The 25,054-nt window shown below is 49.5% G+C and carries 24 protein-coding genes; 3 read left to right on the top strand and 21 right to left on the bottom strand.

The annotated features are described in order from the left end of the window. Positions 1 to 71: 71 nt before the first annotated feature. The 6 genes from larE to H9Q79_RS05950 all read right to left on the bottom strand — a co-directional run bounded on the left by larE (position 72) and on the right by H9Q79_RS05950 (position 5,545). On the bottom strand, positions 72 to 884 hold the full coding sequence (gene larE / locus H9Q79_RS05925; protein WP_118643877.1) for an ATP-dependent sacrificial sulfur transferase LarE: 813 nt from the start codon (positions 882 to 884) through the stop codon (positions 72 to 74). After that, positions 871 to 2,214: a nickel pincer cofactor biosynthesis protein LarC gene (gene larC, locus H9Q79_RS05930; protein ID WP_118643875.1), complete on the bottom strand. Its 1,344-nt coding sequence runs from the start codon at positions 2,212 to 2,214 to the stop codon at positions 871 to 873. Before larC ends, larE begins: the two co-directional genes overlap by 14 nt. Further along, positions 2,207 to 2,959: a nickel pincer cofactor biosynthesis protein LarB gene (gene larB, locus H9Q79_RS05935; RefSeq protein WP_249329404.1), complete on the bottom strand. Its 753-nt coding sequence runs from the start codon at positions 2,957 to 2,959 to the stop codon at positions 2,207 to 2,209. Before larB ends, larC begins: the two co-directional genes overlap by 8 nt. A gap of 46 nt (positions 2,960 to 3,005) precedes the next feature. Beyond that, the gene (locus tag H9Q79_RS05940; protein WP_249329405.1) at positions 3,006 to 4,259 is read right to left on the bottom strand and encodes an HlyC/CorC family transporter; all 1,254 of its coding nucleotides are present in this window, start codon (positions 4,257 to 4,259) and stop codon (positions 3,006 to 3,008) included. Positions 4,260 to 4,270: 11 nt separating this feature from the next. Next, a complete protein-coding gene (locus H9Q79_RS05945) occupies positions 4,271 to 4,612 on the bottom strand; it encodes a DUF1622 domain-containing protein (RefSeq protein WP_118643871.1) in 342 nt (113 codons plus the stop codon). A 462-nt stretch (positions 4,613 to 5,074) separates the two neighbouring features. Then, entirely contained in the window at positions 5,075 to 5,545 is a 471-nt protein-coding gene (locus H9Q79_RS05950; protein WP_118643869.1) for an L-rhamnose mutarotase, read from the bottom strand. A 650-nt stretch (positions 5,546 to 6,195) separates the two neighbouring features. Here H9Q79_RS05950 and H9Q79_RS05955 point away from each other — a divergent pair. Further along, complete coding sequence (locus tag H9Q79_RS05955) at positions 6,196 to 6,411, top strand: peptidoglycan-binding domain-containing protein (protein WP_118643865.1); 216 nt, start codon at positions 6,196 to 6,198, stop codon at positions 6,409 to 6,411. A 276-nt stretch (positions 6,412 to 6,687) separates the two neighbouring features. Here H9Q79_RS05955 and H9Q79_RS05960 read toward each other — a convergent pair whose 3' ends face one another. The 10 genes from H9Q79_RS05960 to H9Q79_RS06010 all read right to left on the bottom strand — a co-directional run bounded on the left by H9Q79_RS05960 (position 6,688) and on the right by H9Q79_RS06010 (position 16,758). Then, complete coding sequence (locus tag H9Q79_RS05960) at positions 6,688 to 7,317, bottom strand: signal peptidase I (protein WP_249329406.1); 630 nt, start codon at positions 7,315 to 7,317, stop codon at positions 6,688 to 6,690. Positions 7,318 to 7,325: 8 nt separating this feature from the next. Next, positions 7,326 to 7,823 (bottom strand): hypothetical protein, encoded by a 498-nt coding sequence (locus H9Q79_RS05965; RefSeq protein WP_147371424.1) that lies wholly within the window; start codon positions 7,821 to 7,823, stop codon positions 7,326 to 7,328. 109 nt (positions 7,824 to 7,932) lie between these two features. Then, positions 7,933 to 8,940, bottom strand: coding sequence for a LysR family transcriptional regulator (locus H9Q79_RS05970; RefSeq protein WP_249329407.1), 1,008 nt, complete (start codon positions 8,938 to 8,940; stop codon positions 7,933 to 7,935). A gap of 225 nt (positions 8,941 to 9,165) precedes the next feature. After that, positions 9,166 to 10,104 carry a translation elongation factor Ts gene (tsf, locus tag H9Q79_RS05975; protein WP_249329408.1) on the bottom strand — a complete coding sequence of 313 codons (939 nt, stop codon included), beginning with the start codon at positions 10,102 to 10,104 and terminating at the stop codon, positions 9,166 to 9,168. A gap of 26 nt (positions 10,105 to 10,130) precedes the next feature. Continuing rightward, the gene (gene rpsB / locus H9Q79_RS05980; RefSeq protein ID WP_118643857.1) at positions 10,131 to 10,877 is read right to left on the bottom strand and encodes a 30S ribosomal protein S2; all 747 of its coding nucleotides are present in this window, start codon (positions 10,875 to 10,877) and stop codon (positions 10,131 to 10,133) included. A 176-nt stretch (positions 10,878 to 11,053) separates the two neighbouring features. Continuing rightward, the gene (locus tag H9Q79_RS18340) at positions 11,054 to 12,568 is read right to left on the bottom strand and encodes an HAD hydrolase-like protein (RefSeq protein WP_330596939.1); all 1,515 of its coding nucleotides are present in this window, start codon (positions 12,566 to 12,568) and stop codon (positions 11,054 to 11,056) included. Positions 12,569 to 12,577: 9 nt separating this feature from the next. Continuing rightward, a complete protein-coding gene (locus H9Q79_RS05995) occupies positions 12,578 to 13,759 on the bottom strand; it encodes an N-acetylmuramoyl-L-alanine amidase family protein (protein WP_249329409.1) in 1,182 nt (393 codons plus the stop codon). Continuing rightward, a complete protein-coding gene (argS, locus tag H9Q79_RS06000) occupies positions 13,759 to 15,525 on the bottom strand; it encodes an arginine--tRNA ligase (protein ID WP_249329410.1) in 1,767 nt (588 codons plus the stop codon). The genes H9Q79_RS05995 and argS overlap by 1 nt, the downstream gene beginning before the upstream one ends. A 381-nt stretch (positions 15,526 to 15,906) precedes the next feature. Then, on the bottom strand, positions 15,907 to 16,119 hold the full coding sequence (locus H9Q79_RS06005; protein WP_118643851.1) for a cold-shock protein: 213 nt from the start codon (positions 16,117 to 16,119) through the stop codon (positions 15,907 to 15,909). A gap of 153 nt (positions 16,120 to 16,272) precedes the next feature. After that, the gene (locus H9Q79_RS06010) at positions 16,273 to 16,758 is read right to left on the bottom strand and encodes a CarD family transcriptional regulator (protein WP_118643849.1); all 486 of its coding nucleotides are present in this window, start codon (positions 16,756 to 16,758) and stop codon (positions 16,273 to 16,275) included. A 206-nt stretch (positions 16,759 to 16,964) separates the two neighbouring features. Here H9Q79_RS06010 and H9Q79_RS06015 point away from each other — a divergent pair, with 206 nt between their 5' ends. Then, the gene (locus H9Q79_RS06015) at positions 16,965 to 17,774 is read left to right on the top strand and encodes an MBL fold metallo-hydrolase (RefSeq protein ID WP_249329411.1); all 810 of its coding nucleotides are present in this window, start codon (positions 16,965 to 16,967) and stop codon (positions 17,772 to 17,774) included. Positions 17,775 to 18,003: 229 nt separating this feature from the next. Here the strand turns inward: H9Q79_RS06015 and H9Q79_RS06020 are convergent, their stop codons facing one another. After that, positions 18,004 to 18,435 (bottom strand): CBS domain-containing protein, encoded by a 432-nt coding sequence (locus tag H9Q79_RS06020; RefSeq protein WP_118643845.1) that lies wholly within the window; start codon positions 18,433 to 18,435, stop codon positions 18,004 to 18,006. 229 nt (positions 18,436 to 18,664) lie between these two features. Here H9Q79_RS06020 and H9Q79_RS06025 point away from each other — a divergent pair, with 229 nt between their 5' ends. Next, positions 18,665 to 19,300 (top strand): lactate utilization protein, encoded by a 636-nt coding sequence (locus H9Q79_RS06025; RefSeq protein ID WP_249329412.1) that lies wholly within the window; start codon positions 18,665 to 18,667, stop codon positions 19,298 to 19,300. Between the two features lie 286 nt (positions 19,301 to 19,586). Here H9Q79_RS06025 and H9Q79_RS06030 read toward each other — a convergent pair whose 3' ends face one another. Genes H9Q79_RS06030 through H9Q79_RS06045 form a run of 4 tightly spaced genes read right to left on the bottom strand, consistent with a single transcriptional unit; the run spans position 19,587 to position 25,024 of the window. After that, positions 19,587 to 20,837, bottom strand: a complete 1,251-nt coding sequence (locus tag H9Q79_RS06030; protein ID WP_118643841.1) for an ABC transporter permease — start codon at positions 20,835 to 20,837, stop codon at positions 19,587 to 19,589. A gap of 11 nt (positions 20,838 to 20,848) precedes the next feature. Further along, on the bottom strand, positions 20,849 to 22,867 hold the full coding sequence (locus H9Q79_RS06035) for an InlB B-repeat-containing protein (RefSeq protein WP_249329413.1): 2,019 nt from the start codon (positions 22,865 to 22,867) through the stop codon (positions 20,849 to 20,851). Next, positions 22,860 to 23,615, bottom strand: coding sequence for an ABC transporter ATP-binding protein (locus H9Q79_RS06040; RefSeq protein ID WP_118643835.1), 756 nt, complete (start codon positions 23,613 to 23,615; stop codon positions 22,860 to 22,862). The genes H9Q79_RS06035 and H9Q79_RS06040 overlap by 8 nt, the downstream gene beginning before the upstream one ends. Further along, positions 23,612 to 25,024 (bottom strand): efflux RND transporter periplasmic adaptor subunit, encoded by a 1,413-nt coding sequence (locus H9Q79_RS06045; RefSeq protein ID WP_249329414.1) that lies wholly within the window; start codon positions 25,022 to 25,024, stop codon positions 23,612 to 23,614. Before H9Q79_RS06045 ends, H9Q79_RS06040 begins: the two co-directional genes overlap by 4 nt. Between the last annotated feature and the right edge of the window lie 30 nt (positions 25,025 to 25,054).

The raw sequence follows: 25,054 nt of genomic DNA on the forward strand, positions 1-25,054 counted from the left end.
AAAGCTGCCCTCTCGCACTTCACACTGGTGCCGGGGCAGCTTTTTTGACCGCGTCTCTGTTAAACCCGCTTTCAATCCATATCCATGCTTCCTGAGCGGAAGCCTTCCAGATCCAGGGTCACATACTGGTATCCCAGTTCCTTCAGGAAAGCGGCCGCTTCCAGCCTGCGATCCAGAAGTCCTTCCAGATCCTCCGCATCAACCTCTATTCTCACCAGGCATCCATAGACCCGCAGTCTGACATTCCTAAAACCAAGGCTGCGCAAATAGGCTTCTCCTTTTTCCACTCTTTTCAGCTCCGGAAGTGACAGCGCAGTTCCATAGGGAAAACGCGTGGCCAGACAAGGCGCGGACGGACGGGCGGCGACTGAAATTCCATATTCCGCAGCCATCCTCCTGACCTCCTGCTTCGTCAGCCCAGCTTCCGCCAGCGGACTAAGGACACCCAGCTCACGGACTGCCCGGATGCCGGGGCGATATACGTGCAGATCATCCTCATTGGTTCCCTCCAGCACCGTTTTCACACCCTTCTCCGCCGAAAACTCCAGAATCCTCCGGAACAGGTAATGCTTGCAGAGATAACATCTGTCCCTGGAATTTTCACGGACCCCAGCCTCCTGCAGCTCCCGCAGCCGCAGGATGTGATGGAGCGCACCGGCCTCCCCTGCCACCCGCTCCGCGATCGCAAGGTCTTGCTCCGGCATGAGTTCAGATTGGGCGGTGACAGCATATATCCTGCGCTTGCTCCCGGCAGCATACCCGCAGGCCAAGCGGAGCAGCAGACTGCTGTCGACTCCTCCGGAAAATGCCACTGTGAGATCCTGGCAGGACAATTCCTCCATCCTGGTCAGCAAACGTTCTTTTTTCTGTTCATAATCCGCCATAGCAATCCCCGCATTCCCGCAACACTTCCTGATATACATCCGGATAGGCGATTCCATGGTCTCTGCAGAGAGACGCCACATCCTCATATTCAGGATAACAGCGTACCCCCTCTGGCAAACGGCAGATCTTTACACGAACCTCTCCCCAGACAGTCTTCACCGTCCCGGCAGACCGGTTCAGAACCGACCGGTCCATTTCCATCCGGCGGATGCCAATGGTAGACGTTTCCTGAAAAATAATCCTCTCCATTGCCGGAACATCAGAGGGATTGCAGATTACGTCCAGTTGGTAGGCCGGCCTGTTCTTCTTCATATAGACCGGCGTATAATGGACATCTCTGGCGCCGGCCTGCAGAAGCCGTTCCATCACAAACCCCAGAGCTTCTCCCGTGCAGTCATCAATATTGCTCTCCAGCTTGCAGATTCTGTCCGATTCCACCTCTGTTTCCTCTTCAATCAAAAATGCACGCAGGATTCCCGGCTTCTCATAAGCTCTCTTTCCGGCACCCATGCCGGTCCTTTTCACTGTAAAACGCTCCGGAAGTTTTCCTCCGGTACGGATGGCCGCTGCAATCGCAGCGCCTGTCGGAGTGACGAATTCCCCTTCTTCCTCCATGATATGCAGAGGCAGGCCATAGTCAGCCGCAATATTAACTACAGCAGGAACCGGAACCGGCAGGACACCGTGGCGGCATCTGACAGCCCCCCTCCCTTCATTAATCTGAGGTATGATCACATGTGTTATGCCCAGATTATCCATGCAGATGGCAGCGGCGGCTATGTCCAGAATCGAGTCAACTGCTCCCACCTCATGAAAATGTACCTGCTCTTCCGGGACACCGTGCGCTTTCGCCTCTGCCCCCGCGAGAATCCGGAAAATCTTTTCCGCCAGCGCGGCAGCTCCCTTCGACAGGCTTCCTCTCCTGAGAATTTCCAGAATTTCCGTTAGCCCCCTGTGTTCATGCGAGTATTCATGATTCTGCCCATGATCGTGTTCAAAACCGGATTTATGATGGCTATCCGCCCCGCCTCCCGCTCCCTCAGGCTCGCAGGCCTTTGCCTGCTTTTCCAAACCTCCGCCGTGGCTGCCATACAGATAATGCATGTCATGGTCATGGTTCTCATGTACCTTATCCAGCACTACGTCGAAATCACAGACGTCCAGTCCTGCCTTTTTCACCCGGCTGATCTTTATATCAGCGCCTTCTATTGACAGGCTGTCAAGCTGCTTCCGTAAAATTTCCGGATCGGCGCCCAGATCCAGAAGAGCCGCGGCGAACATATCCCCGCTGATACCTCTGCTGCATTCCAGATAGATTGTCTTACTCATGCGCCTTTACCCCCATCCTGTTAATCTGGGTAGCCAGATATCCTGCGCCGTACCCGTTGTCTATGTTGACAACTGCAATTCCGTTGGCACAGGAGTTGATCATGGTCAGCAGGGCAGAAATCCCGTGAAGGTTGGCTCCATATCCCACAGAGGTCGGCACGGCGATCACCGGCTTATCCACCATTCCGCCCAGCACACTGGCCAGAGCTCCCTCCATTCCCGCGACAGCCACCACACAGTTCGCACTCTGTATGACCTCCAGCCGGGACAGAAGGCGGTGAAGCCCAGATACTCCAACGTCATAGACACGTTCCACATGGCTGCCAAAGAATTCAGCCGTCTGGGCGGCTTCCTCGGCAACCGGAATGTCTGCAGTCCCCGCCGTGCACACAGCAATGCTTCCGACCCGTCTTTTACCGTCCCTTTCAATCTTGATAATACGGGATACGGGATCATAGACGGTCTCCGGGAAATGCTCTTTCAGGATTTGATACTGCATTTCTGACGCTCTCGTCCCCAGCACCTCGCCTTCCTCCCGGTAGATCCTCCCGAATATATGAATCAGGTGCTGATCCGCTTTTCCGCTGCAATATATGACTTCAGCAAAACCGGAACGCATTTTTCTGTGCGTATCCAGCTTTGCATATTCCAGCTCCTCAAAGGGCTGTCTCCGGAAAAAGCCTTCCGCCTCTTCCACCGACACCTCCCCGTTCCTGACTTTCTGAAGTATCTCATGTGCATCCATCACTAATCACTCTCCTTCGCCATGCCGGCCCCGTTCCCGTCCGCTTTTATTCCTCCTGCCCGTCCTCCGGCAGAATCCGGATGCGCACTTTCCCAACGCGCTTTCCTGCCATTGTGAGAACTGTGACCTCCAGCCCCTGGTATTCAAAGGTATCCTCTGCCTTTGGAATCCTTCCCAGTTCGCCCATCACCCATCCGCTGACAGAAGTTGTCTCAAACTCCTGCTCCCGGTCCAGCTGTTCAAATAATTTCTCCACATTGGTATCTCCAAGTACCAGGTATTCCCGTTCTGATATCCTGTCAATCTCCGTTACTGCAGTTTCATTTTCATCCCATATTTCACCGACCAGTTCTTCCAGAATGTCTTCCAGGGTGAGGATTCCCAGCGTTCCGCCGAATTCGTCAATAACCACCGCAAAATGGTTCTGCTGCTGCTGGAACTCTTTTAAAAGGCTTCCCACCCTTTTCTGGCGGGCGATAAACAATGGCTTTTGTATAATCGACCGGATATCCTGTTCTGAATCATAGGCAAAATTATAAAAATCCTTCTGATTGATGATGCCGACAATATTATCCAGAGTATCCTCATAGACCGGAAGCCGGGAGTAGCCTGTCTCTCTGAAAATCCTGGCAATCTCTTCTTTGGAAGACTCTGCCGGAATTCCGGCCACATCCACTCTGGGCGTAAAAACATCCATAGCCTCCAGATCTGAAAAATCTATGGCGTTACGGATGATGGCTCCTTCCTGCTCATTGATGCCGCCTTCCTGCTCTGCCGTCTCCACAATTGTCATCAGCTCTTCACCGGTAATAGAAGTCCCCTTTTCAGACCGGAACAGCCGGGAAAGCAGCTTTTTCCACTGTCTGAACAGAAAATTGACGGGAGTCAGTACGATATATAAAACCCGGATGATTGGTGCGGAAAACATTGCGAATTTCTCAGGCGATTCTTTGGCAATGCTTTTAGGCGATACCTCTCCGAAAATCAACACCAGAATTGTAGTGACCGCCGTTGACATGCTGGCGCCGGCATCCTCCCCGATCAGGCGCACGAACAGCAGTGTCGCCACCGATGCACAAAATATATTCACGATATTGTTTCCTACTAGTATCGTAGACAAAAGGCTGTCAAAATTTTCTAACAGGTTCAGCACCAGCGAAGCTTTTTTGTCACCTTTTTCTGCCATATTTTTCATCCGGATCACGTTCAGCGACGAAAATGCTGTCTCTGTGGCTGAAAAATAGCCGGATAGTATGATACAGACTGCAATTATGATGATTGAAACTGTATTGTTCTCCATTGCCCTTCCTTTTACTGTTGTATTTCCTTTCCTGACTGTTCCTGCATTTCTTCATTTTTAATTTCCCAGTGGATCAGCACCGTCAGTACAGCGCGCAGAGCTATAATCCCGGCGACAAATACCAGCTCTGTCATTTCCCTCACTACTACCGTCCTCAGGATCTCACTGCCCAGCTTAAACTCCAGCCCCATCGCAAGGCCCTTCGCCAGATCCAGCCTTGTCTTGGGGTTTCTGGTGACATAGTTGACGACTCCCTTGATTCCGGCCATAAGGATTACCGCCACGCCAATATATTCAAAAACCAGTATTGCAAACTCTACAATCAAATTCAACGCATCCTGAAAAATCCCCATCTTTCCTTCTCCTGTTCACTGTCATAATCTGAGCGGCCAGACGCCCAGGCTCTGCCTTTAGAAATGCCACACAGCATCCCCATAACCGGAGACTCTGCCGGGCCAAACGCTCCGCAGCAGGTCGTACTGCTGCACATAACACGGCGAATGCAGGCCAATTCACGCGCCCTCCAAATTATACCACAGGGATCACATATGCCGCAAGGGATGATCCCAGCATTCGATCTTGCATATCCCGCCCCCTCCTTCTCTATCCCTCCGTCCAAAACCGCAGAATACAAAGAGTCCGGCAAGCCGGACGCTCGCGCCGGAGCGCGGTCGCCTCAGCGGCCATATTTCCTTAGCGCGGAGTGTGCATCCCCCGGAGGGTTTTATCTCATAGGATGAACTTTACTATGAAATAAAAAAGGATGCCGTTCACAACCAAAGCGGTCATATGCCGACATCCCATTTCTCATTCAATTAGATATGTATTGACTCACTCCAGTCATCTTCATCATAGGATATATCATTAGCAACGGTGCCTTCAGCCATATATCCGCTTACCATGGAGCGGTATTGCTCTTCCAGAGTCAGCTCCTCTTCTTCGTCATCCGGCATCGGACTCTCTGTCAGGGTGCTGCCTATCCGTTTCAGCGGCGCCCACCAGTTCGTAGTCATCTGTTCTTCTGCCGGCACATCCTTACGGCGCTTCTGTACGAGATAATCCTTCATCTCCGGATATGCGGCAATCGCTGCCATATCCTTATGGAAATGCCTGCCCACATATTCAAAGCTCATCAAAATTAAATCGTTCAGATTAAAATAAAACTGATTGCGGATACCGTGTATCCAAAGGATCTGTGCAATTTTTTCCGATGGATTCAGGTGTTGCTGGAGATAGGCATCTCTTTCCTCCGGAACAACATGAATAATTTCCTCTACTCGTCTCATTACTTGCCTCCCTGTCTATTTTTTGCTACATTATTCACACAGGCTCCTCCGACCCGAATGAAATCTCACTGTTTTCCGCTTTTCGGAATCTGTTTTTATTATAACGGAAAGCCCGCCTTTTTTCAATAACCAGATCGCTTTTTATCGGTATTTGCAGCAAATAAACAAACATTTTTCAACCTTTTATTCAAAATCCGCAGCCTTCCTGCTTTCACCTGTTTTCTGGAGATAAATGCATGATTCAGCGCGGCTTCATCCAGCTCCTGACCGATAATCACAAAAAGCCCCCGTTTCAGTTCCTCCTTGCCGGTTTCAGGATTTCGTCTGTCAGTTTTTTTGTCTAATCCCCCTGTTGAGGACATGCGTCAAGGTTTGCTCTGAAGTATTTCTTCAATTTTCTGCCTATTATTGTAGCATACCCCGTCTGGCGCGGCAAGAATCATTGAAAAGGCATTTTTTCCGCAATGCCAGTGCTCCCCGCCGGCCGGGTCATCCGCCACTTTGATGTAAACGGGAAGTATTGCCCCGGCGTATGCTGCTTGTATTCCGAAAGCGGCAGCGAGGCTGCCTAGAGGGATTTTAAAAGAAGGATCAGCGCCGAAGGATATGACGCCGGATCAACCCATCAACAAGAAGGATGAATTGAATATATGTTCTCATGCAGACAAGTTCGCGCAGGCGATATCGGCAACGATATGCTGCTTCTGGAAGAAATCCTGAAAGCCAGAGGACTGTACGGCGGAGCGCTGGACCGAATCTTCGGAAGCCAGATGGATGCCGCCGTCCGCACCTATCAGAAAGAGAGGCAGCTAACCGTCGACGGCATCTGCGGCCCGAACACCTGGAAAGATTTAATCGTATTATAACAAAAGGAAAATCACTATGAAAAATTATAGACAGAACGACCCACGATGGGCAAACCTGCCCTACGCAGGAGGGCTCATGGCCGCCAGCGGCTGCGGCTCTACTTCAGTGGCAGACATCGTGGACCTGGATTCCTGGATCGTCGCCCAGTGGAAGGCCTCCCACAGCTACGCTTCCAATGGCTCTGGCACCTACTGGGGCGGCATTCCGGCCGCCCTGCGCGCGTTCGGAGTCTCAAGGGCGGCAGCTCAGTTACAACAGCCTGTACGGCGCCTCTTTCAGCTTCTTCCGTCCTTCGGCAATTCTTTTGCGATCAAACTGTCCCGAGTGGCAGCCGCCTTTGATTCGAGTGCCTCTCCCTTCTCAGGAACACCAGCTTCCGCCAACGCTTCCTCTTCCCGTGTAAATTTGTTCGACAGCAAACGGTTAATAATCAGAATTAACATGATGATTCCCAATTCTATCAATGCAAACGGGCTTCGCAGAAAAAGCATAACTTTCCCAACATAGGGAACATGCCATACGTAAGTTCCGATCAGATCTTCTCTGTATATTTTATAATCATCGTACCGGTCTGCCGTCACTCCCTGCGTGTGATAGAGAACCCTTCCATCCTCATCCGTTTCCTTTTCCCGGAAATAATGCGTAAAGACCGTCTGTTCACCCAGGCGGTCCACGCGAAATGAAACGATATCGTTCGCTTCAGGTTCTTCTTTTTCTTTTAAATTTTTGACTAACACGCAAGAGCCTGTCGGAATTACAGGTTCCATACTGTCCGTCAATATTACGAACGTCTGATATCCGGTAAACTCTTTTACCTTTTCCGGGCAAGCATGTATTAGTACGATGTATACAGTCAGCAAAAGAAATAAAAGGTCAAATAAGTAATTGAAAATTTTTTTAATCATTATGTATGTCAGGAAGTTGATTTCTCTGATAAGGTACCTTTAACTTCAACCGTCAACGCTGTCCCCGCCAGCGAAGCTGCAGCTTCAGTCGGTGTCACTTCTATAGTATAAGTATTGCTTGCATCGACACTTGTATCCGTATTAGATGTTAATTCTGTTGAACCTTCAGATATCTTGATGGTAAACTGGCTGGTGCAATCCTGGCTAGATGCATCTTTAATTATCGGCACGAAACTCGCCTGCAGCTTCGTTAGATCCTTGGCGTCCGCTACCGTGAATGTTACTGTATTTTTATACGTACCTGTCTCTCCCAGTTTTCTGGTGCCATCTATTGCAAAGTTAGCATCCAACGCAGTTTCCGCCACTACCGGTTTCTCCAGTGTCAGTGTTGCTGTACCTGTACTCTCCAGGGTATCCCATATTGCGTAGGATCCTGCCATCGTAGCGGCAATTGCCGATGCAGTCAGCACACCCACCATTCCTTTTTTACTGATTATGCGTTTCACTTTCATTCTCCTCTCAATTCATCCCAGGGGGTTTTATTAGTTATTTATAATTATACCTGGTTTTCATTGATTTGGATAATGCCTAAATATCATAAGTGAGCGATACGTTTTAAGTATCGCCGTTTAACCCGCGGTAGCATTTTAGTATTAGATTCAGAAACTCCTCCGACCGTTCCGTCAATGTCGTCCTTCTGCATTTCATCCATATGAGCTTCTGTCTGATTCTGCAGTTTCTGAGCTTGATGCTGCATATATTCCCCTTTTCCAACTCAACTCTCTGCCACTGGTTTCCCAATATAAACGCATCCGTCCTTTTCACCATATTGATAATCGCATGGTAATTATTGATCGTAATTGTTCTATTGAAGTCCATCATCCGAACCTCCCCAGCAATACGCATCGCACAGTTCAGATCTGAAAAATAGTCCGGTGGGAGCTTGACCTGTGCATAGGGCATCAGTTCCGCAACCTCAATTTCACTTCGGCCATACAGAGGATTCATTCTTCCCACATGCACATAGAGGGGGCCTTCTCCGATTTCATAATAGCTCAGGTCCTTTAATTCCGCCAGCTTATTCAGAACTCTTACTTGTATATTATTGATCGAGACAATGCCTATCTCCGCCTCCCCCGCTGCCACATGATCCACCACTTTCTCCACAGACGTCTCCAGCAGCACGATTTTCGTGCGGTTGGCCCGGATGGTTTCATAATATCTGAGCATCAGATCATCCTGCAGGATGATCCCCCCGATCGCGGCGCTCACTTTTGCTTCCGCATACTTCAACGTTTCCGTCCGCAGCTTAGTAATCTCATCTACCCGCTGCAAAATAGACTGGGCATAATGATAGATTCCCTCTCCCAGCTCAGTCGTCTCCACACCTTTATTCGTCCGCACCAGTAAAGCTGCTCCTATCTCATTTTCCAGATTGTGCACGGACCTCGTCAGGCTCGGCTGTGAAATATACAGATTCGCTGCAGCTTTTCGCATGCTTTTTGAATCCGCTATTTCCAGAAAATACCTCAAATCCTTTAACTCCAAAATGCCCCTCCGCTTCAGTTCTCCATAATCCCCGTAGCTATCTAAGCCATTTACAGCTTCCTTTGATTCTAACATATTCTTTCAGGAAAATCAGCATTAAATTTAAATTTTATCATACTGTTCAGGAAAAATCTTCAACTTATGGCAAATAGGACAGCTTTTCCCAGTCATAAAGCCTCTGACCTTTCCAGCCCGGATTCTCAAACCGCATTTAAAAGCCACTTCAAAGCCGAAAAAAAGACATCACTACCTATTTTGTAGATAGCGATGTCTTCTATAATTAATTAAAACTCATTGCAATTACTGTCCCATCTGCTTTGCAACTTCAGCCGCAAAATCTTCTTCTTTCTTCTCGATGCCTTCACCGGTCTCCCAGCGGATAAATCCTTTTACGCTGATCTTCGCACTGTTCTCCTTAGCGACCTGAGCGATATACTGGCTGACAGACTGTTTCCCGTCTTCTGCCTTTACATACACCTGGTCTAACAGGCAGATTTCCTTCAGCTCTTTGTTAATACGTCCGTTAATCATGCCTTCGATCACCTTCTCCGGCTTCTGGGATTCTTTCGGATCATTCTTGATCTGAGCCAAAAGGATCTCTTTTTCATGGGCGATATACTCTTCAGACACTTCGTCTCTGCTGGTATACAGCGGCTTCAGGGCTGCCGCCTGCATGGCAATGTTCTTGCCCATCTCCTTTACCGCATCATTTACGATGTCAGTCTCCACATCTACGAGAACGCCGATTTTTCCGCCCATATGAGTATAAGCTGCAACAAAACCATTGGCTTCTTCCATCTGGGTGAATCTGCGGATGTTCATATTCTCACCGATTACGGCGATCTGTCCTGCAAGAGCCTCGTTTACGGTCTTGGTCGTATCAAACTTCCAGGGCTCTGCCAGGAATGCTTCGATGTCAGCGGCTTTCGTATCCATAGCCTGGTCGCAGACCTCTGCAACATAGCTCTGGAACTTCTCGTTCTTGGCAACAAAATCAGTCTCAGCGTTTACTTCCACTGCCACTGCCTTCTTGCAGTCATCGGTAACCTTCAGCATAACGATGCCTTCGGCCGCAATTCTCCCTGCCTTCTTCTGAGCGGTTGCCAGTCCCTTTTCTCTCAGGAACTCAACAGCCTTGCCCATATCTCCATCGGTGGCGGTCAGGGCCTTTTTGCAATCCATCATTCCGGCACCGGTTGTCTCTCTCAATTCTTTTACCATTGCTGCTGTAATAGCCATTTTATATTCCTCCGTATCTGTTCAGATTATTCCTGCTCGTCTGCTTCAGCTGCTTCCATTTCCTCTTCGTATACGGCATCCTCAGCGGTCTCGCCCTGTCTTGCTTCAATCACGGCGTCCGCCATCTTGGAAACAATCAGTTTTACGGCACGGATAGCGTCATCATTGCCCGGAATTACGTAATCCAGTTCTTCCGGATCACAGTTGGTATCACAGATTCCAATCAGCGGAATGCCCAGCGCATGAGCCTCCTGAACGCAGATTCTCTCCTTCTTCGGATCAACAACGAAGATTGCGTCCGGCACTCTCTTCATCTCTTTGATGCCGCCCAGGTTCTTCTGCAGCTTCTCTAATTCTTTCTTCAATGCAATGACTTCTTTCTTCGGCAGTACGTCGAAGGTTCCGTCTTCCTGCATGGTCTCGATCTCTTTCAGCCTTCCGATCCTGCTCTGGATCGTCTTGAAGTTGGTCAGCATACCGCCCAGCCATCTCTCATTTACATAGAACATTCCGCAGCGCTCTGCCTCTAATGCGATGGCGTCCTGAGCCTGTTTCTTCGTTCCCACGAAAAGGATGGTGCCTCCGTCCGCAGTAATATCTGCAACCGCACGGTAAGCGTCGTCTACCATTCCCACAGATTTCTGCAGGTCGATGATGTAGATGCCATTACGCTCTGTGTAGATGTACGGAGCCATCTTGGGGTTCCATCTTCTGGTCTGATGCCCGAAGTGAACACCTGCTTCAAGTAACTGTTTCATTGAAATTACGCTCATTTGTTTCTCTCCTTTTGGTTAAATTCTTCCGCATGTCTCAGCTTTTGGGAAACCTGAAGCCTTCAGGCACCGTCCCTCAAATCCGCATGCGTGCTTTTTCGCAACGTGCAAATTATACCATAAAAAAAGTGTGGATACAAGCACTTTTACAGGCTTTTTCTAATTTTTCCCCTTTTTTACCTGTTGTCTCCCGTCTGTTTCAGGAACAGGACAAAAATACACACGACAGCCACCAGTCCCTCGGCCGCCAGCAATAGGATCTTCGCCTGAGGAATCATCCCGGCCAGCAGTGTGATGCAACCGCCGCTGTAAATCGCCCACAGGTTGGCGGCCATATGTGCCAGGACCGGCACCAGCAGACTCTGGCTGTATTCATAGAGCACGGCCAGAAGGATACCTAAAACGGCAGCGTATAAAAACTGGATCGTATTTCCGTGATAAATGCCGAACAGGACGCTTGAAATCCCCACAGCCCAGCCAGTGCCCAGATAATTTTTCACCCTCCGGTAAGTCATGCCGCGGAAAATCATTTCCTCTGCCACAGGCCCCAAAAGGACCGTGGCAGCGATCAGCAGCAGCGGATTTTGCCCTTCAAAGGCACCTGCCGCGCTTTCCGCATATCCGGGAAACACATGCTCCAGCCCGCTCAGATCGATGAATGTACTCCAGAGATGCCCGATGCAGACTGCCAGAAGGCAGGCTAAGATGATCTTTCCCACTTTCCAGGCCCGCTCATAAGTCCCGAAGCGTACCTGATCCATCAGATAGCTTTTCCGCTGGCTGAAAACTGTAATTCCATAAAAACCAATATTAATCATCAGCGGCAGCCCCGGTATCAGCGCCACCAGCTGTACGGTATCCAGTCCCCTTACGCCTGTAACCAGGCTGGCCACGATCAGGGCCGCCACCGTAACAGCAGCCATGCACAGCAAAAAGTATACCATCGGATACAGCATATCCCAGATCTTCCTGCCCCAGCTCAGCTCCTGTCCGTAGCGGACACGTTTTTTTACGTCTTTTTTCTCCTGAGAGGCAGCTTCGTCCTCTGCCGCCAGAATGCCCAGATCCTTCACCGTTTCTGCGATATATTCAGCTCCTGCCGCCTCCAGTTCTTCACGGCCTCCATAGCCATACGCTGCTCCCATGCAGGCAATCCCGCATTTTCTGGCGCCTTCTGCATCATTGCTCCGGTCTCCCACCATGATCACCCTGTCGCGCTTCCGTTCATAGCCTGTGCGACAGAGGGCTTCTTCAATGACTTCTGCCTTGTCTGTCCTGGATCCATCCAGTTCACTGCCCACCACTGCGTCAAAATAGCCGGCCAGTTTAAAATGGTTTAAAATTTCTTCCACATAGACCTGCGGCTTGGAGGACGCCACCCCCAGCAGCTTTCCATGTTCCTTCAAAAGGCCCAGCAGCTCCGGGATTCCCTCGTAGACCTCATTTTCGTAAATCCCGATCCCGTTATACCGTTCCCTGTACTGCTCTACAGCCGTATCCGCTTCCTCACTGGTCAGCCCCGCAAACTTCATAAACTGCTCATGCAGCGGGGGGCCCAGAAAACAGTTGAGCTCTTCCGGGGAATATCTGGGCTTTCCCAGATAGTTCAGCGCATACTGGACACACCGGGTGATGCCCGGCGCCGAATCAGTCAGCGTCCCGTCCAGGTCAAATAAAATCAGTTCAATCATTTCCGTCTCCTATCCATTGCTCTGCCCCGCGAAATAACTGTCCACCCCATTGGCGATCCCCTGCACCATTAAATCCTGGTATTCCCCCGACGCCATCCGCAGATCCTCGTCAGGATTTGTCATGTAGCCCATTTCAACAATCGTCACTGGTATGGTGCTCCAGTTGATCCCGCTCATCTCATCTGTGATATAGACACCCTGGCTGGCAGCCCCTGTTGACGCACAGAACGCGTCAATGATATCCTGAGACAGCTTCTGGCACTCCAGCGCTAAGCTTCCCACATAAGGGTTGCCCGTAGACGGCGCCATGGTCAGCGCGCCCTGTACAGAGGTATCTGCAGAGCCATTCGCATGGATGCGAACCAGAATATCCGCTCCTGAGGCAGCGGCCATTTCCGCCCGTTCCCGGTTGCTGATGTTCACCTCATTCGTCTCCCGGATCATATACACCTCGTATCCCCGTGCTGCCAGCTCATCTCTCAGCTTCAGCGACACTGCCAGATTCAGTTCATATTCATTCAGTCCCGACGTGTCTCCATGGGTCCCGGAGGCTACTTTAGCCTTTGTCTGATCCGAACCCGGGCCGACGGGCTCCTGTTCACTGTCCCCCTGTGCCTGATGTCCGGGATCGATGGCTATCTTCTGTCCATTCGGCACAGGCGCCTCCGTCGGGGTGGGCGTCGCCAGTTCCGGGGCGATTTCCTCTTCTGTGCGGGGAGTCCCCGTAATCTCCCAGAGATTTTTCCCGGCCAGGACAAAGTACCGGTTCCCGCCTTCCTCCGCGATCTCCGTCGTCTCCGCTGCCAGAAGGCCGCGGAAGGGCTCATACAGCTCCTCGTGGGCTCTGAGATACAGGACACAGTCAGCCAGCGCCTTCTCATCGTAGGACGCCAGATTCCCCTGCTCGTCCCGGTATCTGAGGCAATTGCCGAATTCCGTAATGCGGTTTTTATCCAGCGCCCCTACCGCTGCTGAAAGCAGCTCCTCCCGGATATTCACCTCCGGAGTCGGGGCCGGTGTTTCGGTGGCCGTTACCACGGGCGTCACTGTTGCTTCTCTCGCCTTCTGCTTTGCTTCTTCCTCCGCTCTGTATCTTCCATACGCCCAAAGCCCTCCCACTACTACCGCCACTACAATGGCGGCTATAAAAATCAGCAGGATATTGACTTTGATTCTCGATGGCCTCTTCATCACATCCGCTCCGGCGCTGAGAAGCCAAGGAGCCCGGTACACTCTTCCAGAACTCTGCGCACCAGATCCAGAAGCAGGATCCAGGACGCTTTTTGTCCGCTGTTCTCTTCAGTTAGAATCTTTGTCTCATGATAAAAACGGTTAAAGTCATTAGACAGTTCATAAATATAAGAGCAGATTTTATGAGGCGCTTTTTCTTCAAACGCATTATCTACAACAGAATTAAACCGCGCTGTTTCCAGCATGAGAGCCTTCTCACTGTCACTGGCCGCAGGCATCAGCACATTCCCCTGCAGGCTTCCGCCTTCCTCCACATAACGGGCAAGTATGGATTTAATCCTGACAATTGTATACAGAATATACGGTCCTGTATTGCCTTCAAATGAGGTAAAGCGCTCGGTATCAAATACATAATCTTTAGACGCCTGGTTAGACAAATCGCCGTACTTGATGGCAGATAAACCCACCATTTCAGCAGTCTTTTCAGCGTCTGTATCTTTTACACTTTTGTTCTCTACAATCTTCCGGTACATCTCCTGGTCAATATCCCGGATCAGATTCTCCAAGCGCATGACGCCGCCTTCTCTGGTCTTAAACGGCTTTCCATCTTTGCCGTTCATCGTACCGAACCCCAGGAACGAGAGCTTCGTATCCGGCTTCACCAGCCCGGTCTTCCGGGCGCAGCGGAACACCTGGATAAAGTGCAGCTCCTGCCGTTTGTCTACCACATAGAGGATCTCATCCGGCTGGAACAATTTCATCCGTTCTACAATCGTTGCCAGATCTGTTGTCGTATAAAGAGATGCCCCGTCTGATTTCAGCAACATGCAGGGAGGTATCTCTTTGGAATCTGTCTCTTCCTTCACATCTACCACCAGGGCGCCCTGATCCTCATAGGCAAAGCCTTCCTCCTTCATCCGCTGAATCATTTCCGGGATGTATGGCTGGGCATCAGATTCTTTTTTCCACAGATCGAATTCCACATCCAGCTTTTTGTAATTTTCCTTCAGATCATTGACGGAGACCGTCATAATATGGTTCCACAGAGCCATATAACCCCTTCTGCCCTCCTGCAGCTCATGGGTTGCGGCCAGCGCCCTTTCCCTGTAATCCTCATCTTCCTTGGACCTGGCGCTGGCAGCTGGATAGATTTCTTCCAGCTCGCTGATTGTAAAGGGAGCCTCCGACGGATATTCTCCTTCAAAGCTTTCATCAAAATACGGCAGCTCCGGTTTCCTTTCTTTCAGTTCTGTTATGATCAGACCCATCTGCAGGCCCCAGTCTCCCAGATGTACGTCCCCGATCATCCTATGGCCCAGGAAACGTCCCATCCGTTTTAGGCTTTCCCCTATGATAGCCGAACGGAGATGCCCTACATGAAGCGGCTTGGCCACATTCGGGCCGCCGTAATCCACGATGATAGTCTTTGGCTCCGATGACAGCTCTGATGACAGCCTTTCATCCTCGTACATCTGCTGCAAATATTCAGCCAGGAACGGTTTCGCAATCTTGATATTGATGAATCCCGGCTTTACCGCCGTCACCTCTTCACACACCTCCGAACCGTCCATGGCCGCAGCCACATCCTCTGCAATCAGAAGCGGTGCTTTCTGATAGGCTTTTTTGGCTGCCATCGCTCCATTACACTGATATTCACACAAATCAGGACGGTTGGACACCGTCACTCTGGCATAGGAAGAGTCATAGCCTGCCTTTTCAAAAGCCTTTGCCGCTTCCTCTGTAATCCGCTCAATTAATTTCTTCATAGTAACCTCCGGCGGCACACATCTATCCAGGGCGGCTTGCCGCCAGGTGCCGTTTATTCAGGGACTCAGCCCTCTTTTTTCACATATAGAGTTTATTATAAAACGAATTTCCATTTTTCTCAAGTATTACGCCTGCATAAATAGGAAATTAAGAAGCAAATTCTTCTGATTTCCGGAATCAGTCCCGTTTTTCTGTCTTATGGAAACGTAAAACCGCCGGTTCACAGTTATCATATAACTATAAACCGGCGGTTCCGCATTCACATAAAACTTGATGGTTCTAAAAATACAAATATCCAAATGGAAGATAAACAACGTACAAAAGAATAAATTATATTTAAAACTATTAGTTTTATTTTCCTCTTAAATTAGTAGTTCTGCTTATGCTGCGCAAACATTGACTGCTTTCAGCTTTCTGCTGTCCTTGGGGTCAACTTCTGTATCGAAAGTTACCTTCTGGCCTTCTCCAAGAGTCTTGAATCCATTGGACATAATTGCTGAAAAATGTACAAATACATCCTTTCCAGTGTTGTCGTCTGTGATGAATCCAAATCCTTTTTGCTCGTTAAACCATTTCACTGTACCGTTATTCATAATCAGTACCTCCATTTAATTATTTGTATTAACAGAATAAAAAAACAGAGACACGAAATTAATTATAATTTCTGCCTCTGCCAAATTCAAATTAATAACTTTATACATTATATAATATCTTTTACTTTTTGTCAAGTCATTGAGAGCATTTTCTTACAGCATTTTATCTATCCGTTCTTCCACTTCCTCCTGGGACACCCTCAATGCTGCGGAGAATTCAACGGAAATCCGTTTCTCTATTTTCCTCAGATTTGATTCATCCTGGACGTTCAGATTCCTTCCGTTGCTCTTACGATGCTTCTTCTCGCCGCGGATCCCCTTCAGCATCTCAATCCACTGCATACAGTCTCTCGACTGAAGTATCCTGCTGTACTCCTTATCCCTCTCCTTCGGGTTGCTGTTATATCTGTCGGGTATATTGGGAATCTCGGAAAGCCAGTATACTGCCTGTTCTTCGGAAATCAACTGGCACAGTTTATCCTGCTTATCTGTCGGAATATATATAATTGCTTTGGAATCCTCCAGAGACTGAAGCGTATAGTAGGATTTCTCCTTGGACAGAAATTCCAGAGAGCCGATGCCGCATATCTTATATACACCGCGGTTATCGTAAACGATTACATCATTGACCTGATACATAATACCACCTTTCTATGGCTGGCCGTAACCGGAGGTTACATTGAACGCAGATCCAGATCTGCGCAGCTTTGCTATTTCAGTATAACACACTTTACAGCAAAATGCACCCCAAACAATAAAACACCTGCAATCACCTGCATATTTAGCACTGGACGAAATCTTCTCCAGTAGTTATATTAATAACAGAAGCTTCTTACGAAAGGGATATGATCATGGAAAAATTAATTGTACTCGGCACTGGCAATGCCAGTGTCACTCATTGTTTTAATACTTGTTTTGCGCTCCGGCACGGAGATGAATATCTGCTGGTAGATGCGGGAGGCGGAAACGGCATTCTTGCGGCGCTGGAACAGCAGCAGATTCCTTTGGAACAGATCCATCATATTTTCGTAACCCACGCGCACAGCGACCATATTCTGGGTATGGCCTGGATGATCCGGATGATCGGCACGAAGATGAACAAAGGCACTTATCAGGGCACGCTGTCCATCTACTGCCACAAAGAACTGGAAGAGGCCATTAAAACTATTGCCTCGCTGACTGTCCAGGCAAAAATCTGCCGCCACTTTGACGAACGGATCCAGTTCCATGTCGTAGAAGACGGAACTGTTCTGGACATCCTGGGCAGCCGCTTTACTTTCCTGGACATCCGTTCCACTAAGGCAAAGCAGACAGGATTCTCCTGTGTCACCTCCAACGGTATCCGGGTCGCTTTCCCCGGCGACGAACCATGTCCGGATTTTCTCTTTGATATCTTCAGAGACGCGGACTGGATGTTCCACGAGGCCTTCTGCCTCTATGAAGAGCGCAGCCGCTTTAAGCCCTATGAAAAGCATCACAGCACCGTCAGGGACGCCTGCGAGCTGGCACAATCGCTCAGCATTAAGAACCTCATACTCTGGCACACTGAAGACAAAGACATCCCTCACCGCAAGGAACGATACCTTGCTGAGGGCACCCCCGTTTATGCGGGGAACCTCTACGTCCCCGACGACGGGGAACAGTTTTCCCTCTGACGCCTCTGCAAAGGGGCCGGGATTCCCCGGCCCCTGGCCTCTAAATTTTTTCATTCTCATCGGACTGCCTTATCTTTCAAATCTCCGGATTCAGGGCTCTTCGATATTCTGCTGTATAGCCCTGAGCGATAAAAAAGAGACAAAAACCGTGCAGACTAAAGTACATCTGCAAGATAGCTGTCTCTTTTATATTCCTGATATTCTTATGTTCATGGCCTCTGACGGACAGTCAGGCCTTCTCCTTCAACGGGCAGACCCCGAGTCCGCTTTTCTCATAGCAATACTGAATGATCACTTTCCGTCGGATAATACCGATGAATACCCCTTCGTCATCTACCACAGGCACAAAATTCTGCTTCATCGAAATGGACACCAGATCCTCTATATCACAGTTAATATTCACCGGATCCATTCTCCATCTGCGTTTCACTTTGTAGATCGGAATATCCTCCGCATCATGCAGATTCAGATCATATTGCTCCTTCACCGTCCGGAGCAGGTCACCCTCAGTAATTGTGCCTATGTATATCCCTCTCCGATTCAGCATCGGTATTGCCGTATATTTATGATATTCCATCTTTTCGATTGTCTGTCTCAGTGAAAAGTCATCATAAATATAGGCGACCTCACTCTTTGGCGTAATAAAAAAAAGTATATTCATAATGCCCTGCTACTCTCCTGCTTTTACATAAGATTTAAAACATTACTGAACAGCAATAGCTGTTCCCCGCCAGGGAATGCATTCGGATGCGCCCTGTGGATATATTATTATTTTACCATAATCTGTCCCTTATAGGGGGTTAAATTTTTCTAAATTTTTCTTATTCTGAACACTGTTTTATAGTATAATAGATATAATTTAAACATGCAATACTGAAAGGAGATTTTGTATGTCTTACAAAAAAGAAAGCTACCGCCACTTAGGAGAAACTCTAATCCGCAATTTTAACAAAAGAGGAATTGACGCCTGCTACTGTGAAGACAGCACTGAAGCAGTCAGAAAAGTCCTTGAGCTGATTCCAGAACACGCTTCTGTCACCTGGGGCGGTTCAATGACCCTGTCTGAAACCGGGCTTTTGGACGCACTAAAAAAAGGCAGCTACGAGCTGATTGACCGTGCTTCTGCGAAGTCTCCCGAAGAAGCCCGCGCCCTCTATGGCAGGATCGTCTGTGCAGACTATTTTCTGATGAGCACTAATGCCTTCACCACCGACGGGGAGCTGGTCAATATCGACGGCAATGGCAACCGTGTGGCTTGCCTGATTACAGGCCCCGCCCATGTCATCATCGTGACTGGCATGAACAAAGTCACAAAGACAGTGCAGGAGGCAATAGACCGCATACGTACAGCCGCTACGCCCCCCAATTGCGTGCGTCTAGGCCTGAAGACGCCCTGCGCGTCCACCGGCTTGTGCGCCGACTGCCAGAGCCCCGAATCCATCTGCTGCCAGGTAGTGGTAACCCGGCGTTCACGCCAGCCGGGCAGAATCACAGTGGTGATGGTAGGAGAAGAGCTTGGATTCTAAACTCGCTTCACCCGGTTCTCCGAAAGTGTCATCGGTATGGTTACAGACAGTAATCAGCGGCTAATTGTGGCCTACTGGCGCCAGTATTTCTTTATTAAATACAGAAATCTACCGCCTGATACCATCAGGGTTCCCACCCCTGGCGAGAGCCATTGTACCATCTGGAACAGCCAGAAAAGCAGCGGGGGACCTCCGGCGGCTGCGGCCTGTTGGGCAGACCGCAGCGGCCGGAGGTCTCCCGCTGCTTTTCGTCCGGGTATCCAATAACTCGCCACAATACCGTAATTTATTCTCTCCGCAGTGCGTCGATCGGATTCAGGTTCGATGCCTTAACAGATGGCAGCAGTCCAAATACGATACCGATCAGCATGGAGAATGCTACGCTGCCGATAATAGCCGGCACGCTGATGGCCGCACGGGTCTCTGACATCCGGGCGATGATCTGGGACAGGATAATTCCCACCAGAACACCTATCATTCCTCCACAGCTGGTCAGCACAGCGGACTCCGTCAGGAATTGAGCCAAGATCTTCCGTTTTCTGGCTCCAACGGCTTTTTTCAGTCCTATTTCACTGGTTCTCTCCGTTACAGAAACCAGCATGATATTCATGACGCCGATTCCCCCGACCAGCAATGAAATACTCGCCACCCAAAGCAACAGGTTATTGGTACTCGCGCTCAGTTCCTGCTGGTTTCTGGCTTTTTCAAGCAAATCTTCTGCCTCATACTTGATGTCCCCTTCTGGATTCGCTATGGAAACATTCATGATCTCAGCAGCTTCTTTCCCTACATTCGTCATCGCTTCTGTCGTCTTAGCCATGACCACCGCGTTTTGCGGTTCATCATAAGAAAATACAATCGGCCAGCATACATCCGGCATCAGCATCGCACCATAATCTTCCTGGTTATAGGTCAGATAATCCTGAAAGGAATTGATCACCGGCTGAAAATTATCCGCTTTTTTGATCAGGCCGATTACAGTGAACGGTTCTCCCCGTACTTCAATTGTCTTCCCCAGGGCATTGCCGTCCGGGAATAGGGATGCGGCGGCGGCCTCATCCAGGAGAACGTTCTTGCGGATCTCTGTATAATCTGTCTCCAGGAATCCACGCCCGGCATAAACCACATAGCCACAGGTATCCAGATAATTTAAATCCACACCCAGGGCTTTTCCACTGTTCAATGAATTTTTTCCATTGGTAACGCCGTCTACATAGCTGCGGTAGTTGAAAAATGAAGCATTTTCCACATCATCGAGAGCCAGGATCTGATCTCTCTGTTCCTGGCTGATCAGAGATACTCCGGCCGGGGCGCCATTATCCATCCAATACTCCCCCTCGCCTTGCCTCAGAGTGATTTTTACATTATTATTTCCTGCTCCGATCAAATTCTGCATAATCTGTTCATTAGTACCTTCAATTGTGGATACAATGGCAATGATCGATGCAATTCCGATTATGACACCCAACATAGTCAAAAAGGAGCGCATTTTGTGGGACCAAATCCCCTGAAAAGATAATCGAATATTTTCTACCATGCTCTCCCTCCTTAATATCCGTACAGTTCTGAAGTAGAACCTTCTTTGGTCTTCGCGCCGTCCTTCACATCTTTTCCATATGGAAAGGCCAGCCAGTCCTCAAAGGTTACTCCCGACAAAATCTCATATCCTTCACCGGAAAGCTTGCCTACGGTTATCACCTGTTTCTTCAGGCGGCCGTTCTCATCCCGCAGATAGACATATTTTTCCCCGTCTTCCTCACGGATAAAGGCTTTCCACAGATACAACGTATCGCCGCTGCCCATCATGCTTCCCATATCGCCTTCGGCAGTGATCTGCACCCATTCCTGATTCGTCAGATTGTCGCCGCCTGAAGCTATATACGCGGTAAACGGATAGTAGGAAGCATTATCACCGCTGCTGAACATTCCGCTCTCATCCGGATAGGGAGAAATCTCTTTAATGACTGCCTCACAGACCGTACCGCTCTGCCAGGACATGACAGATACTGTGTCACCCTCATGGATCTGATCCAGCATCAGCTCACTGATGCCGCCCCTGACAAATAACCCTTCCGTGCTGTTTATCTGCAGGAATGCGGAACCGTCCTTCGGCGGATTCTTCGGGTCACCGACTTTTTTTACCACTCCGTTCAGCTTCGCGCGCACGACACCGTCCGTCAGAGCCTTTTCCGCCTGCTGAATTTTCAGATCAGACTCTTTCAGATCCAGCTGGAGACTTTTAATATCCTCTTCCTGTTCCCTGATTGCCTTTTCCAATTCCTCTTTCGTATAGGAAAGCTCCCCTGAAAGTACGCCCAGCCCCGCAGAACCGGAACCGGTATCATTCAGGGCTACCGGAGTCATCTTTCTCATGGAAACAGCGGTACCCTGGACAGTTGTCCCGTCTTCATGCTGATCTGTTTGTTCAGCAGGTTTCTTTGAAACATCAATATTTCCCGTAGCCAGGTTCAAAATCCCCTGCCAGTCATCCGGAAAATCCTGCCCCTGATTTAACAGCTGTACCGCATCCTGCATCCAGGCTTTCAACAGTTTTCCGGCCACTGTATCTCCGTCATGAACTTCAAGCATAAAATAATAATGAGCTTGGGAATCCTGGTCAAGAGCCGCCTGAGCCCTTGCACGCAGCGCATTCATAAAGCCCGCAGTAATCACAGCCTGATCAGTACACAGATAACGGTATGGATTGACTACCGTCCCAAGGCTTGCATCCGTTTGGCCGGGAACTTCATTATACGCGGCAGTATCCGCGGTGAGTTCACTGTTCGCCACTGCTCCACTGTAGTCGGGAGCTGCTTTCGTCCATTTTGCGAAAAGCTGCAGATCCTCTGTTACCGGAGCCGTGAGATCATAAGCCACCGTACAGATCTGATCTGCATACCACCCGCCGAATACATAGCCATCTTCTGACAGCAGATATTTATTTCTCTGCTCTTCACTGAGCTGGTCCAGGTAACTCTGAAAGCTCTGATCCTTACCCACTGTTACATTCTCCGGCGCAGATCCATGTCCGTTATTATGAAATACAATTGTAAATTCATTCGTGGGTTCTTCCGTCGGCTCCACCGTGGGCTCCGGATCTATCGGCTCATCCGGTATATTAAAGTCGGGAACGTCTATACCGCCTGAAGAACCGCCCCCGTCCGATACCGGTTTTGTATTTCTCAGCTTTTTCAGATTATCCTGGGCGACCTGAAGTTTCAGATTGATCTGATCCCTGTTCAGCTTTTCTCTTTCCAGGTTGAGGTTCGTCAGGGTGGTATCATAAGACATGAGCACATCGCCTTCTTTTACCTGATCCCCTTCCTTTACCATGACCTGAGATACGGTCTGGGTATCGGTCAGATAGACGTCCTGAGATACGTCCGAAGAAATCATGCCCTGCATCTGCGAGCTGGAGCCCCAGTATCCTCCATAATTCAGTTCACTGGCCTGTATCACCATGACTGTTGAACGTCTGGAAGCTTTTACGCCTATCACGATCCCGCTGATGGCTCCGACGGTGATCACAGCGGACAATACGCCTGCCAGAATCTTTTTCTTATTCATCTGATCCCGCCTCCTCTCCAGGCATCGACGGCACATGCTGATCCTCCGCCCCGCCGGTGGCATCTTCTGCCTTATCCTCTTCATTATACTTTAATATGCCGTCCCAGATTTCCACTTTGCGCGACGCCCATGAGGCAATCCCCGCGTCATGCGTAATCATCAGGATGCTGACGCCCTCCTGGTTCAGCTGCCTGAACAGCTCCATGACCTGTTTACCGGACTTGGAATCTAAAGCACCTGTTGGTTCATCGGCCAGCAATATTTTCGGACGGTTCACCATAGCCCGGGCAATTGCCACGCGCTGTTTCTGCCCGCCGGAAAGCTGTGTCGGCTTGAAATCTATACGGTCTGCCAGGCCCACCCTTTCCAAAGCCTCTCTTGCCCGCTCTCTCCGCTCTTTCTTGGGAACCCCTGCATAGGTCAGAGGCAGAGACACATTTTCAAGCGCCGACTGGCGGGGTAGAAGCTGGAAATTCTGAAATACAAAGCCGATTTTATTCAGGCGGATATCTGACATCTGATTGTCCGTACACTTGCTGATATCCAGGCCGTCCAGCAAGAATGTCCCGCTGGTAGCCTGATCCAGACATCCCACAATATTCATCAAAGTCGTTTTTCCGGAACCTGATGGGCCCATGATCGCCACATATTCCCCTTCTTCCATTTGAAAGCAGATATTTTTCAGGACCGGGACATCCATTTTCCCCTGTATATAATCCTTACAGATATCTTTCATTTCTATAATCACTTGGCATCCTCCATTTCTCCGCTGCCCGGCTGCTCATCTCCGCCATCGCCGGCTGCCGCGCCGCCTTCAGCCGGCATATCATCCCCTCCGGACATGCCGTCTTCTCCGCCAATCACCTCTCCACCGGATGTACCGTCTTCTCCGCCGATTACCGCGCCGTCATCGGTTGCTCCGCCGTCAGTGTCCTCTCCGTCAGCCGGCTCCGGATTACTCTGTCCCATCATGCCGTCTTTGCTGATAGTTGTCTCCATGCCTTCTTCCAGACCCTCTTCCGGCCAGGTAATTGCATCCTCCTTAGCGAGCCCCTCTGTAATTTCATATTGCCCCAGAACCTCATCCATATCACCCAGAGTCACCTTCCTTTTTTCAAGCCTGCCCTTTCCATTGTCTGCCCATACAAAAGGTTCCTCACCGGTCATATCTATCAGATAGGAATCCAGCCAGACTCCTTCTTTTTCCTTAACTTCTGACTGTCCATAATCCATTTCCAGATATACATGCTGTCCCATCATCAGGCCCTCGCTCGTTTCCAGATCCACATAGAACGGATAAGAACTGCTGTTGGCAGACGCGTCACTAGAACCACCGTAATACATATTGTTCTGGTTATTCACCGTATTCTCCCGGTCAATCTTCGTGACTGTCCCTTTCCAGGTCGCTTCGTCATTCACCCGTGAATGTACGATTACCTGAGACCCTTCAATCAGGGAACCCATATTCTGTTCATTGATGGTGCCCTTAATCCTCAGGTCCCCGGTCTTCATGATTGTCATGAAGGAATTATCACCATTACCGTAGCTGACCGCGGAATTGTCGTTATTGATAGATTTAACCACGCCGTCAATCTCACTGGTTACCGTTGCGTTGTTAATATTTTCAATCAATTTATCGATCTCCAGCTGCTTGCTCTGTGCGTCAAATTCTTTCTGCCTTACCTGAAGCTGCTGTTCCTGGATCTGCAGAGTATACGTTGCCTGACTGTTAGCGTCCGCTTTTTTCTTTTCCTTTTCCAGATCAGCGATTGCTGAATTCATACTGCTGATTTCATTGTTGATGCGTTCCAGGTCCAGCTGTGCCTGGGACAAATCTGACTGAAATTTCTCCGTATCGTAGGTAAACAGGGGCGTACCTGCCGTCACCTCTTGTCCCACGGATACCAGGATTTCTTTTACTGTCTTTTCCTGATTCTGCTGTACAGACCAGGTCTCCTGGGATTCCACCACACCGGCAAAACGATTCATCATACCGTTTCCGCTGCCAAGGCTCATCAGCTTCTCTACCGTATTGACATATACTACGTTGTCACCTTTGCCTCCATTCCTGTTGCCCAAAAAGCGCCAGCACAACAGTCCTACGGCCGCTGCCGCAGCCACTGCCGCACACAGGATAACCACACCCTTTTTCTTCATATCTGTCCTCCAGCTCAAATTTTCGTTTCA

The organism is Wansuia hejianensis (assembly GCF_014337215.1).
Classification (GTDB): domain Bacteria; phylum Bacillota; class Clostridia; order Lachnospirales; family Lachnospiraceae; genus Scatomonas; species Scatomonas hejianensis.